General features: G+C 28.9%; 15 protein-coding genes. All 15 read right to left on the reverse strand.

Going from position 1 to position 12,214, the window contains the following annotated elements:
• Positions 1-9: 9 nt before the first annotated feature.
• The 15 genes from glyS to mtaB all read right to left on the reverse strand — a co-directional run bounded on the left by glyS (position 10) and on the right by mtaB (position 12,213).
• Positions 10-2,085, reverse strand: a complete 2,076-nt coding sequence (gene glyS / locus HGPB_RS04750) for a glycine--tRNA ligase subunit beta (protein ID WP_019132556.1) — start codon at positions 2,083-2,085, stop codon at positions 10-12.
• Positions 2,078-2,962, reverse strand: coding sequence for a glycine--tRNA ligase subunit alpha (glyQ, locus tag HGPB_RS04755; protein ID WP_019132557.1), 885 nt, complete (start codon positions 2,960-2,962; stop codon positions 2,078-2,080). The genes glyS and glyQ overlap by 8 nt, the downstream gene beginning before the upstream one ends.
• Positions 2,963-2,974: 12 nt before the next feature.
• Positions 2,975-3,682, reverse strand: coding sequence for a DNA repair protein RecO (recO, locus tag HGPB_RS04760; RefSeq protein WP_019132558.1), 708 nt, complete (start codon positions 3,680-3,682; stop codon positions 2,975-2,977).
• Positions 3,679-4,572: a GTPase Era gene (era, locus tag HGPB_RS04765; protein ID WP_019132559.1), complete on the reverse strand. Its 894-nt coding sequence runs from the start codon at positions 4,570-4,572 to the stop codon at positions 3,679-3,681. The genes recO and era overlap by 4 nt, the downstream gene beginning before the upstream one ends.
• Positions 4,565-4,972 carry a cytidine deaminase gene (cdd, locus tag HGPB_RS04770; protein ID WP_019132560.1) on the reverse strand — a complete coding sequence of 136 codons (408 nt, stop codon included), beginning with the start codon at positions 4,970-4,972 and terminating at the stop codon, positions 4,565-4,567. Before cdd ends, era begins: the two co-directional genes overlap by 8 nt.
• Positions 4,973-4,980: 8 nt before the next feature.
• Complete coding sequence (locus tag HGPB_RS04775) at positions 4,981-5,688, reverse strand: diacylglycerol kinase (RefSeq protein WP_019132561.1); 708 nt, start codon at positions 5,686-5,688, stop codon at positions 4,981-4,983.
• A gap of 4 nt (positions 5,689-5,692) precedes the next feature.
• Entirely contained in the window at positions 5,693-6,142 is a 450-nt protein-coding gene (ybeY, locus tag HGPB_RS04780; protein WP_019132562.1) for an rRNA maturation RNase YbeY, read from the reverse strand.
• A 1-nt stretch (position 6,143) separates the two neighbouring features.
• Positions 6,144-7,124, reverse strand: a complete 981-nt coding sequence (locus HGPB_RS04785; protein WP_019132563.1) for a PhoH family protein — start codon at positions 7,122-7,124, stop codon at positions 6,144-6,146.
• A 171-nt stretch (positions 7,125-7,295) separates the two neighbouring features.
• A complete protein-coding gene (locus tag HGPB_RS04790) occupies positions 7,296-7,832 on the reverse strand; it encodes a hypothetical protein (RefSeq protein ID WP_019132564.1) in 537 nt (178 codons plus the stop codon).
• 12 nt (positions 7,833-7,844) lie between these two features.
• Positions 7,845-8,825, reverse strand: coding sequence for a flotillin-like protein FloA (floA, locus tag HGPB_RS04795; RefSeq protein ID WP_019132565.1), 981 nt, complete (start codon positions 8,823-8,825; stop codon positions 7,845-7,847).
• Positions 8,825-9,472, reverse strand: a complete 648-nt coding sequence (locus tag HGPB_RS04800) for an NfeD family protein (RefSeq protein WP_019132566.1) — start codon at positions 9,470-9,472, stop codon at positions 8,825-8,827. Before HGPB_RS04800 ends, floA begins: the two co-directional genes overlap by 1 nt.
• A 355-nt stretch (positions 9,473-9,827) precedes the next feature.
• Entirely contained in the window at positions 9,828-10,271 is a 444-nt protein-coding gene (locus HGPB_RS04805) for a GatB/YqeY domain-containing protein (protein ID WP_019132567.1), read from the reverse strand.
• A gap of 13 nt (positions 10,272-10,284) precedes the next feature.
• Positions 10,285-10,467 (reverse strand): 30S ribosomal protein S21, encoded by a 183-nt coding sequence (gene rpsU, locus HGPB_RS04810; RefSeq protein WP_019132568.1) that lies wholly within the window; start codon positions 10,465-10,467, stop codon positions 10,285-10,287.
• Positions 10,468-10,559: 92 nt separating this feature from the next.
• Positions 10,560-10,898 (reverse strand): histidine triad nucleotide-binding protein, encoded by a 339-nt coding sequence (locus HGPB_RS04815; RefSeq protein WP_019132569.1) that lies wholly within the window; start codon positions 10,896-10,898, stop codon positions 10,560-10,562.
• A gap of 10 nt (positions 10,899-10,908) precedes the next feature.
• Positions 10,909-12,213 (reverse strand): tRNA (N(6)-L-threonylcarbamoyladenosine(37)-C(2))-methylthiotransferase MtaB, encoded by a 1,305-nt coding sequence (mtaB, locus tag HGPB_RS04820; RefSeq protein ID WP_036738404.1) that lies wholly within the window; start codon positions 12,211-12,213, stop codon positions 10,909-10,911.
• Between the last annotated feature and the right edge of the window lies 1 nt (position 12,214).

The raw sequence follows: 12,214 nt of genomic DNA on the forward strand, positions 1-12,214 counted from the left end.
TCACCAACTTTATTCAGTAACAATCTTTTCTATGTTAAATATCTCTTTACTTGTCTTATCAATTTCATTTAACATACTCAAGCGATTATTTTTAATTTTCTTATCATCAACTAATACCATGATATTGTCAAAATATTTGTTGATAGGAACTATTAGTTCGGCAATTTTTACAAGTGCTTCTTCATATTTTTTATCTTTAGATAATTCTCTAACTTCTTCTAATACATCTTTTTGAGCAGCATATAGCTCTTTTTCTATATCTTCTTCAAGCAATTCTTCATCAAATTCTGTATCTTCTTCTTGTTTGCTTGCTAGGTTATGAACTCTGACTAAAGAATCAACAAGTTCTTTTTTATCTTCTTTAAAGAAATTATTTATTTGTTCTGCTTTTATAAATATTTCATTTATAGAAATATTATCATTAATTATTGCTTCTATAATGTCATATCTTATATCTAAGCCTTGAAGGATCGTTTTTAGTCTTCCCTTAAAGAAATTGATTATCTCATCTTTAGTCTTTTCATAATCAAATGCCAATGTTAAATCCTCTGTGTATAAATAAAGGCTTGAATCTATAAGGTCTGAAATGGAAATTTCCCAATTTCTATCTCTAATAATATTTATTACTCCAATTGCTGCTCTTCTAAGAGCAAATGGATCTTGAGAACCTGTTGGAATTTGACTTATTGCAAATAAACCACAGATTGTATCCATCTTATCTGCTATTGCAAGAATAGAACCCACTGTTGAATCCGGAAGTTTGTCTCCTGCAAATCTTGGTAGATGGTGTTCAAATATAGCTTGTGCAACTATGTCTTTTTCTCCAGAATTTTTAGCATAAATAGAACCCATAACTCCAGTTAGTTCTGTAAATTCTTGTACTGTTTTGGTTGTTGCATCAGCTTTTGATAAAAATGCAGCTCTTTGAAGTTCTTCTGTCGCTTCTTCTGCAATTTCTAAGTCTTCTCCAACTTTTTTTGCAAGCTTTTGAATTCTTAGAGATTTATCATACATATTGCCAAGTTGATCGTGGAAAGTAACTCCCTTTAATGCTTCAACATATTCTTCAAGTTTTTTAGATATATCTTCTTCATAGAAGAATTTTGCATCCTCAAGTCTTGCATCTAATACTCTTTCATTTCCTTCTACAACAGTTTCAACGTGTTGATTGTCGCCATTTCTTATTGTTATAAAGTATGGTAGAAGTTCCTTTTTAGAATCAACTATTGGAATAAATCTCAAGTGATCTTTCATTGGTGTTACCAATACTTCTTTTGGAAGACTTAAATATTTTTCTTTTATGCTTCCCACTATTGGATTTGGATATTCTACAATATAAGTTAGCTCTTCAAGTAGGGCTGGATCTTTTTCAATTTCTCCGCCTAGAGTCTTAGCTAGTCTTGTAGCTTCATATTTAATTTTATCTCTTCTTTTGTTTTGATCTAAGACAACATAGTTTTCTTCAAGAAGTTTTTCATAGTTGTCAATTTCATCAATTTCTATATGTGATGATCCTAAAAATCTATGTCCTCTTGTTACATTAGAAACGGAAATTCCTTCAAAATCAAATTCCACAACTTCTTGATTTAACATAGATACAACCCATCTGATTGGTCTTGCAAATCTTATATTTTTGCCTCCCCATTTCATATTTTTAGGGAAATTTATTGACTTTATAAGATTAGCTAAATTTTCTTTTAATATATCTTTTGTATCTTGTCCTTGTTTATAAATTTCTGCATAAACATATTCAACATCTTTTAAGCTTTTTATTACTATCTCATCTAGTCCAATGGATTGAGATTTCATAAAACCTTGAAGTGCCTTGCTAGGATTATTTTCTTCATCAAAAGCAATCTTTTTAGCAGGTCCTTTTACTTCAGTGTGGATGTCATCTTGTTTTAAATCTATATCATTTATTATTAAACTTAATCTTCTAGGAGTTGCATAAGCTTCTATATTATCAAATTTTATTTTATTTTCTTTTAATAAATCTGAAGCCTTGTTTGAAAAATCATTTATAGCAGCTTCGATAAATCTAGAAGGTAGTTCTTCAACTCCGACTTCTAATAAAAACTTATTCATTTGCATTTCCTTTCTTAGCTAATGGATAGCCCATTTCTTCTCTTTCTTTTAGGTACTGAAGAGCTACTGCCCTTGCAAGATTTCTTACCCTAGAAATAAATCCAGTTCTTTCTGATACAGAAATAGAACCTCTAGCATCAAGTAGATTGAATACATGTGAACACTTTAAGCAGTAGTCATATGCTGGTAGGACAAGTCCTTGTTCTATAATTCTTAAAGATTCTTTTTCGTAAGTATCAAATAAAGTCATTAGCATATCTACATCTGAAATTTCATAGGAATATTTTGATTGTTCATATTCATTCATCTTAAATACGTCACCATAAGTAACATTTTCATTCCATTTTATGTCATAAACTGAATTTACATTTTGTAGATACATTGCAATTCTTTCTAGACCATAGGTTAACTCTGCTGATTCTAGTTCACAATTTACTCCCCCAACTTGTTGGAAATAAGTAAATTGTGTTATTTCCATTCCATCTAGCCATACTTCCCAGCCGAGTCCCCATGCACCTAAGGTTGGAGATTCCCAGTTATCTTCTATAAATCTAATATCATGAGCTAGCGGGTCAATGTTTAATGCCATCAAGCTTTCAAGATATAATTCTTGAACATTTTCTGGTGATGGTTTTAAAATAACTTGCATTTGATGATGTTGATATAGTCTGTTTGGATTTTCTCCATATCTACCATCATCCGGTCTTCTTGATGGTTCTACATAACAAGTTCTCCAAGGCTCTGGTCCTAGAGCTTTAAGAAAAGTTGATGGATTCATTGTACCTGCACCTTTTTCTATATCGTAAGGTTGCATTACTATACATCCTTTGTCCATCCAATATTTTTGTAAATTTTGAATTAATTCTTGGAAATACATTTTTCCTCCTCATTAAATAAGTGATAATGAATTAAAATTATCAATTTCTAAATTATACTTTATGTATTCTATAATTATATTTTCTAGTTTTTTTAAACTATTTTTACTTATATTAAAATCTAATTTATCAAGAGATGTAAGTAGATAGCTATTTAAAATATTAATTTCTTCCTTGCTAAGATTATAAGTTAAACCGCTTACACCATTCTTACTACTTATACCTCCTTCTGAAATAGAAAATACATTACCCATATTTGACTTAAGATTTGGCCTATATCCTAAAAATGATATGAATTTTAAGTTATAGGCAAGAATTATATTTGCCTGGTTTTGTTGATTTTTTTCTTGGCAGAGTAATTCAAGTGTCTTTATTGTTAAATCAAATATTTTTTTATTTACATAATTTTCAAGCAAGCTCCTATCTAATAATTCAACAAGATAAGATGCATATATTATGCTGAAAAAATTATTTCTTAGTTTATAATTTGAATCTATTAAATTTGCATATTTTATATAATAAAATGATTTCCCCTTAGAAAGCAATACTTTTGAATAAGCAAATCTTGATGAAATGCTAACATAAGATGATTTAGCTCTTAAGGCACCCTTTACCATTATTGATATTTTTCCATGATCTCTTGTCAGTACCCTAATAATTTTACTAGATTCACCATATTTCTGCTCATTTAAAACCAGCATCAAAGTTTCTAAATCACTCATATTGTATAACCAAATTTATTTAGTCCTTTTTCTTCATCTCTCCACTTTTGATTTACCTTAACCCATAGTTTTAGATTTACCTTAGAATCAATCAAGTTTTCAATCTCTTTTCTTGAATCTATTCCTATTTTTTTAATCATTTTACCATTTTCGCCAATTACTATTTTTTTATGGGCTGCTCTTTCAACATAAATTGTTGCAGATATATCTGTAAGGTCTTTATTTTTTCTTTCTTTCATAGACTCAATTGTTACTGCTATTCCATGAGGCACTTCTTCTTTTAAATTTCTAAGTGCTTTTTCTCTTATAATTTCTGAAACAACAAATCTTTCAGACTTATCTGTTATCATGTCTTCTGGATAAAATTGTGGGCCTTCTTTTAAATAATCTCTTAATGAATTTATATACTGTTTTATTCCATCATTTTTTAAGGCTGAGATCGGTATTATTTCTTTAAAAATTCCAATCTTATTATACATATTTATTATTTCTAATAATCCTTCTTTAGGAATTTGATCTATCTTATTTATCAAAAGTATTATAGGAATATTAGCTGAAACTTCTTGTAGTTTTTCTATAATATAAGAATCTAATTTCCCTATTGTTGGCGAACAATCAACTATATAAGTAATAGCATCTACATCATTTAGAGCCGATTCTGAAATTTTTAGCATATAGTCGCCAAGTTTATTTTTTGGTTGTTGGATGCCCGGTGTATCTAAAAATACAACCTGCATATCATCTTCTGTATAGATTATATTTATTATATTTCTTGTTGTTTGAGCCTTATCTGATATTGCAGATATTTTCTGCCCAATCAAAGCATTTAGGAAAGTACTCTTACCAACATTCGGTCTTCCTATTACGCTGACAAATCCTGATTTAAACATCTTTTTTTACTCCCATATTTTTATTAGTAAAGCTATTTGGCAACAAATCATTTATAGTGTAGATTTCGTATTTATTTATGCTACTTGCAATAATTATTTCTGCATCATCACTAAATTCTCTTATTACCTGCCTGCATATACCGCAAGGAAAAACATCTTCTTGGTCTGCAACTATCGCTATTGCTTTTATTTTCTTTTTCCCCTCTGATATAGCCTTAAATATTGCAGTTCTTTCTGCACAATTTGTCGCTCCATATGATGAATTTTCTATATTTCCGCCACTATAAAGACTGCCATCTTCCATCATTACACAGGCTCCGACTTTAAAGTTAGAATAAGGTGTGTAGGTCCTATTATTTCTTGCAAATATAGCTTCTTCTATCATCTTAGTAAAGTCCATTGTTTCTCCTAACTAAAAAATTTAAAAATTAAAATTGCAATCAATACCCCTAAAACTGCACCCGATATAGCCTCACTTACCTTGTGCACTCCTGTTTCAACTCTGGATTCAGCCACTAAAAAAGCTATTCCAAAAGCAGCAAGTGTCACTAATTTATCTGCTGCTATTATAGATATTATTGTCGCTGCACAAAAAGCAAGAGCTGAGTGCCCAGAGATTGCTCCTCCTTGAAAGTAAGTTCCTTTGTTTTTTCTAGCTCTTAGGTATTTACCACCTATAGTAAAGATTAGAACTAATATTATTGCTATAAAACTTAAATGTTCATTTGAATTTTGTATTTTATCTAGAACAAAATCTCCACTAATTGAAATCCTGTCATAAAATAAAAGATAAGCAACTACCACGGCATTTATTGATGATATCAAGACTGCTCCAGCAGAAACATCTTTTACATATTTTGCTATTGGATTATATTCTTGAACTACAAGGTCAATTGTCCTTTCAATAGCCGTGTTAAACATCTCACTTGCAACAACAAAACAAATTGTAAAAAATAAAATCATAAATTCCAGTCTGGAAAAATCCATAAATAAACTAAATATTAAAACTAAAACAGCAGCCAAATAATGAAATTTCATATTTCTCTCAGTTTTTATAGCTGATATTATTCCCTGAACTGCATAGTTAAAGGAAGAAATAAAACCGCCCTTTTTCATATAATCACCTGTGAATATCTAATTTATCCATAATTAGCTTTTCTTTGCTTCTCATAACCTTTTTGTCTTGTTCTTCTTCATGGTCATAGCCTAATAGATGAAGGCATGAGTGGACTGTAAGATAAGAAAATTCTCTTTTTTCTGAATGTCCGTATTCTTTTGCCTGTTCTATTACTCTTTGAGTATTAATTACAATGTCTCCTAGAATTCTTCTTTCTATCATAAATTCATCATCTATTGGAAAAGATAAGACATCCGTTGATCTATCAACATTCCTATAGTCTCTATTTAAATTTCTTATTTCTTCTGAATCAACAAAAGATACACTAACCATTACTGAATCTTTTATCTTCTCTTCATCTAAAACTGCTCTGATGGATTTTTTAATAAGATTTAATAATTCATCATCAATTTCAACATAATCTTGTCTATTATCAAAAATTATCTCATCCATATTAATCCTCTTTTTTATCTAAATCTTCTTCGTATTTATCATAGGCTGTGATAATTCTTTGTACTAGAGGGTGTCTAACTATATCATTGTTAGCTAAATAAACTATACCTATTCCTCTAACATCTTTTAATATTTTTAATACTGTTCTTAAGCCTGATTTTTTAGCTCTTGGAAGGTCAGTTTGTGTTATATCTCCTGTTATAATTGCCTTTGATCCATATCCAAGTCTTGTAAGAAACATCTTCATCTGTTCATTAGTTGTATTTTGGGCTTCATCTAATATTACAAAAGATGAATCAAGAGTTCTACCTCTCATATAAGCTAGAGGTGCAACTTCAATCTGGTTTTTTTCAACATACTTGTCGTAATTATCATGGCCAAGCATTTCAAATAAAGCATCATATAGTGGTCTTAAATAAGGATCTACCTTCATTTGTAAATCTCCTGGTAAAAATCCTAAGTTTTCCCCAGCTTCTACTGCTGGTCTTGTAAGAACAATCCTATTTACTTCCTTATTTTTAAAAGCTCTAACAGCCATCGCCATAGCTAAATATGTTTTACCTGTTCCGGCAGGTCCAATTCCAAAAGAAACATCATTTTCTTTTATAGTGTCAATGTATTTCTTTTGTCCCAATGTTTTTGCCCTTATTGGTTTTCCCATAGAACTATATAAAATTGTTTCATTAATATAATCAGCTATAGGTTCAGTTCTGCCACTATTAATTAAATATGCTGAATATTTTACATCTTTAAGTTCTATGTTTTTTTGTATTTTCAAAAGTTTAATTAGGTTATCAAACAATAGTTGAGCCTTATAAACATTTTCTTCTTTCTCAGAATCTATAACTAAACTGTCGCTAGCAACTTTAATTCTAACATCAAACTTATCTTGTATATAATTAATATTTTCATCAAGTTTGCCAACAAGCATAGAATATTTATCTGAATTTAACATGCTTAAATCTACTGTTTTATTAAACATTATTACCTCCAATTATCCTTAATATGATATCATATAGAGCTGATTTTTTCTATATTAGCAGCAGCTAAAGATTGATTTTTTGTTTTTTTATGGGATAACATATATATAATTTATTTTTAAAAAAATAAAAAAAGAATTAAAGTCTATAAATATAAACTTTAATTCTCAATCTTACTCATCTCTTAATGCTTTTGGTTTGTCTAAAATTTCTTTCATAATAATCGATTTTATTAATTGATCTGCTTCAAAGTCTCTAGGATTTAAAAATTCATCATAATCCTCTTTCTTTTCTTCTAAGAAACTTCTCTCAACCTTTTCTTCAGCTGATTTTATATATCCGTTATTCTTTTCTTTATCTTTTGTTTTTATCTTATCTGATGCTTGTTTTTTTGTACTTTTATTTTTACTTGAGTTCTTATCTGAAACTTGTCTTTTTATATCGCTTTCTACATCTTTAATAAATGTAAAAAAGCCTTGATTTTTATCATCAGAAGAATTAAATCTCTCATCTTCTTTATAATATTTTATTTCATTTTCTAAATCATTTTTAAAATAAGACATTCCCCTAGAAATTTTAGATTTTTTATTTTTCTTGTTTTTAAAAGTTCCAGCATTAGGATTTTCTTCTTTCTTTTCAGCTTCTTTTTTTGATTTATATTTATTATGAATAGAATATATCGCTATAAATAATAAAAGTTTATATATCATAAAATCACTTCATCAATCTTTTTTAGTATCTTTTGTTACTTTTGAAATTGATTCTCTCATATCTGTGTCGGATAAGATGTTTTTTAATTTATAATAATCAATCGCACCTAAGTTTCCATCTTTTAAAGCTTTTGCCATAGCTAAAGGAACTTCAGATTCAGCTTCAACTACTTTTGCCCTCATAGCTTCAACTTCTGCTTTCATTTCTTGTTCTCTAGCAAGAGCCATAGCTCTTCTTTCTGATGCTTTTGCCTCTGCTATTCTCTTATCTGCTTCTGCTTGATCTGTTTGTAATCTCGCTCCTATATTTCTAGCAACATCAACATCAGCTATATCAATTGATAAAATTTCAAAAGCTGTTCCAGAGTCCAAACCTTTTTCTAACACTACTTTTGATATTGAGTCTGGATTTTCTAAAACTCCCTTATAAGTTTTTGAAGAACCAACTGTAGTAACAATTCCTTCGCCAACTCTTGCTATAATTGTTTCTTCTCCAGCTCCACCAACTAGCCTATCTATGTTTGCTCTTACTGTTACCTTTGCCTTTACCAATACTTCGATACCATCTTGTGCAACAGCAGAAATATTTGGAGTTTCAATTACTTTTGGGTTTACAGAAACTTGAACCGCTTCTAAAACATTTCTTCCCGCAAGATCAATTGCTGCTCCTCTTTCAAATTCAAGTGGAATATTTGCTCTTTCTGCTGCAATCAATGCATCTACAAGAGTGTTTACATTACCTCCTGCTAGATAATGTCCTTCTAATTCTTCAATTTTAATATCTAATCCTGCCTTTGTTGCCTTAATCATTGGGTTGACTATTCTACTAGGCCTAACACGTCTTAATTTCATCCCAATTAAATCAGAAATTTTTATTTTTACCCCAGAAAAAAATGCTGTTACCCAAAGTCCAACTGGCACAAAGCTAAAAAATAATATTATTAATACTAAGGCTAGGAATACAGTTCCTCCACCAAGAAATATCGATCTCATTATTCTTCAATCCTCCTTACAAAGTTTTTAAATCCTTCAGTTTTTGATACTTCAACCTTACTTCCCTTTTCAATAAATCCATCTTCACTTATAGCTTCAAATTTTTCTCCATTAAATTCTATAAATCCTGTTGGTTTTAATACACTTGTTGTTATAGCTATATCTCCCTTTTTTAAAGGGCTATTATCAACGCTCAAATAACCTTTCTCACTCTTATGACTATTTAATAACAAACTATTTTTTATAAATTTTGAGTTTTTTGATTTTTTAATTATAAAAGTTATTATTACTGCTGATATTACAATTGCAATAGATAAGCTTTTTAGTGCTACTTCTATAGAGTTCATAGCTATAATAATTCCTGCTATGATCGCTACAATTCCGCTTATTCCTGCTATACCAAAGCCTGGAACTAAAACTTCAATAAATATTAATCCAATTCCGATTAAAAAAATAAGTATAGCATACCAATTTGAATCTTGAGACGCTATATTTGATACGAAAAATAGAGAAAATGCAATTAAAGAAACCACACCTCCTGGGCCAAAACCAGGAGTAAATATTTCAACAACTAAGCCAACTAGGGCAAAAATTAATAATATTGTGGTAACATTAGGGCTTGCTATAAAATTTAAAAAATCTGACATATTATCAACTCACTTTAGCTTAATTATATTAATTTAACTTATTATTATCAATAAATTTTATAATATTAGAATTATAAGTATTATTTTAATATAATATCTTTTATTTTTGAGTTTATTCTATATTTTAATATTTATATAATTTTCTTGTTTTACCTATATTATTTTTATAATTAATTTACTTTATTATAATTTAATTTTGTTTAACCTTCTTGTATAATTTGTAAATTTTTTATTTTTATGATGAATTACAAATAATATTAAGATACTAATTAAAACCAAATTATGTAAAATAATCAAATATTATTTTTTATAAACTCTAAAAAACACAAAAAAAAATAATCTGGAATAATCCAGATTATTTTAATAATTCTTTTGCAATTTTACTAACAGTATTTCCATCTGCCCTGCCTTTAACTTTAGGCATTATATTTTTCATGAGAGTGCCCATGTCTTTTACAGAGTTAATATTGTTTTCATTCATAGTTTCTTGAATGATTTGTCTTAATTCATCTTCACCAAGTTGTTTTGGAAGATAATCTAGTAAAACATCAATTTCTTTATTTGTTTGCTCTATTAAATCTTGACGATCACCCTTTTTGAATTCCTCAATAGAGTGTTTCTTTTCCTTTAACTGTTTAGTTAAAATGTCGATAACATCTTGATCATTAAGTTCAACCCTGTCATCAACTTCTTTTTGTTTAATAGCTGCACGTACCATAGTAATGGTATCTTTTCTAAGTTTGTCTTTATTTCTCATGGCAGACTTTAAGTCTTCCATTAATTTATCTTTTAAAGACATATTACACCCCTAATTAATATCTAGAATTTCTTTTTCTACGTGCTTCTTCTGATTTTTTCTTTCTTCTCACACTTGGTTTTTCATAATGTTCTCTTTTTCTTACTTCTTTAAGTACTCCACTAGTAGCACATTGTCTCTTAAATCTTTTAAGAGCATTATCAAGAGATTCATTTTCTCCAACTCTAATTTCTGACACTGCATTCCCTCCTCTCGTAGAAAAGGTAGTTCATATTGAACCATTTCTCAATAATTATATATTATTATTAACTTGTTTTCAATAAAATTTTATCAACCTGGTGGCCATTGTAGTGATCTTTTGCCAAGCAAATGAAAATGCAAGTGATTTACACTTTGTCCACCATCTTCTTTTGTATTAATTACAACTCTATAACCTTTATCAAGTTCAAATTCTTTAGCAAGATCTTTAATCTTTAAAAGTATATAGGAAAGTAATTCGCTATCAGACTCATCAATTTCGTCTAAAGAATCTATATGTTTTTTAGGTATAATTAAAATATGCACAGGAGCTTGAGGGTCTATATCTTTAAAAGCATATATTTTTTCATCTTCATAGACCTTATTTGATGGTATTTCACCACTAATTATCTTACAAAATAAACAGTCCATCTTAACCTCCTTACACTATTATTGCTTTAGCTATTTCTGAATCGATTTCATCTTTTATTTCTACATCAAGAATTTGATTTTTGATATCTTTTTCAGATTCAACTAAGCATCTTATATAATTTGTAGTATATCCTAAAAATTTACCTTTTTCAATTTCTTCTTCAACTAATAAAGATTTGATTTTCCCAAAATTTTCTTTCTTAAAATCTTTCATTAATTGTTCATTAACTTCTGCTAATTTTTCCGCTCTTTCAATCTTTATATTTCCGTCGACTTGGTCTTTAATTTCTGCAGCTGGAGTACCTGCTCTTTTTGAATATTTAAAAATATGAATTTTAGAAAACTTAACTTTTTTTATAAATTCAAGACTTTCTTTAAAGTTTTCTTCTTTTTCTTCAGGAAATCCAACTATAACATCTGTTGTTAAACCAGCATCAGGCATATATTTTCTAATAAGTTCAGTCTTTTCATAAAATTCATCACAAGTATATTTTCTGTTCATCTTCTTTAAAATTTCATCCGATCCACTTTGTAAAGAAAGATGAAAATGATCGCAAAGTTTTCCGGTTTTCATTGCTCTTTCTAAAAATTCTTCTGAAATAATTCCTTGTTCTATGGAGGATAATCTTATTCTCTTAACCTTATCAACTTCTGCTATTGCTTCAATTAAATCAATAAGTCTTTTTTTGCCAAGATCGTATCCATAAGATCCAACGTGTATTCCTGTTAAAATAATTTCTTTGTAGCCATTTTCTGTTAATTTTTTTGCTTCTTCTACTGCATCTTCAATAGTTCTAGATCTTATCGGTCCTCTAGCATAAGGTATAATGCAATAACTACAAAATCTATTACATCCATCTTGAACTTTCATATAGGCTCTTGTCATACCATCTGTATGTTTTGTATGGATTTTTTGAAATTCATGGTCGTATTTAAGAGATCTTACTATATTTACTTGCTTGTTTTCTTTTTCAAAATTTTCAACAAGTTCAACAATTTTATCTCTTTCTGTGGTTCCAATTATTATGTCCACTCCATCAATTTTTTCTACTTTTTCAGGAGCCACTTGTGAATAACAACCCATAACAGCTACTATTGCATCAGGATTATTCCTTTTTACCTTTCTAATTGCTTGTCTTGATTTTCTATCAGAAAGATTTGTGACAGTACATGTATTTACAATAAAAATATCTGAGTTTTCAATTTCATAATCTAAGTTTAAATATCCTTTTTTATTGAACATCTCAGCAACAGCTTCTGATTCATATTGGTTTACTTTACAACCCAGTGTAAGTATAGAAAAAGTTTTTTTAATT

The sequence above is a fragment of the Peptoniphilus obesi ph1 genome (assembly GCF_000311865.1).
In the GTDB taxonomy this organism is placed as follows: Bacteria; Bacillota; Clostridia; order Tissierellales; family Peptoniphilaceae; genus Peptoniphilus_E; species Peptoniphilus_E obesi.

Excerpts from the sequence above, each read along its gene's own strand:
- ybeY (WP_019132562.1), bottom strand. The coding sequence starts at position 6,142 with ATGGATGAGATAATTTTTGATAATAGACAAGATTATGTTGAAATTGAT.
- glyQ (WP_019132557.1), bottom strand. The coding sequence starts at position 2,962 with ATGTATTTCCAAGAATTAATTCAAAATTTACAAAAATATTGGATGGAC.
- cdd (WP_019132560.1), bottom strand. The coding sequence starts at position 4,972 with ATGGACTTTACTAAGATGATAGAAGAAGCTATATTTGCAAGAAATAAT.
- floA (WP_019132565.1), bottom strand. The coding sequence starts at position 8,825 with ATGAGATCGATATTTCTTGGTGGAGGAACTGTATTCCTAGCCTTAGTA.
- HGPB_RS04790 (WP_019132564.1), bottom strand. The coding sequence starts at position 7,832 with ATGATATATAAACTTTTATTATTTATAGCGATATATTCTATTCATAAT.
- HGPB_RS04785 (WP_019132563.1), bottom strand. The coding sequence starts at position 7,124 with ATGTTTAATAAAACAGTAGATTTAAGCATGTTAAATTCAGATAAATAT.
- HGPB_RS04775 (WP_019132561.1), bottom strand. The coding sequence starts at position 5,688 with ATGAAAAAGGGCGGTTTTATTTCTTCCTTTAACTATGCAGTTCAGGGA.
- HGPB_RS04805 (WP_019132567.1), bottom strand. The coding sequence starts at position 10,271 with ATGTCTTTAAAAGATAAATTAATGGAAGACTTAAAGTCTGCCATGAGA.
- HGPB_RS04815 (WP_019132569.1), bottom strand. The coding sequence starts at position 10,898 with ATGGACTGTTTATTTTGTAAGATAATTAGTGGTGAAATACCATCAAAT.
- HGPB_RS04800 (WP_019132566.1), bottom strand. The coding sequence starts at position 9,472 with ATGTCAGATTTTTTAAATTTTATAGCAAGCCCTAATGTTACCACAATA.
- glyS (WP_019132556.1), bottom strand. The coding sequence starts at position 2,085 with ATGAATAAGTTTTTATTAGAAGTCGGAGTTGAAGAACTACCTTCTAGA.
- recO (WP_019132558.1), bottom strand. The coding sequence starts at position 3,682 with ATGAGTGATTTAGAAACTTTGATGCTGGTTTTAAATGAGCAGAAATAT.
- era (WP_019132559.1), bottom strand. The coding sequence starts at position 4,572 with ATGTTTAAATCAGGATTTGTCAGCGTAATAGGAAGACCGAATGTTGGT.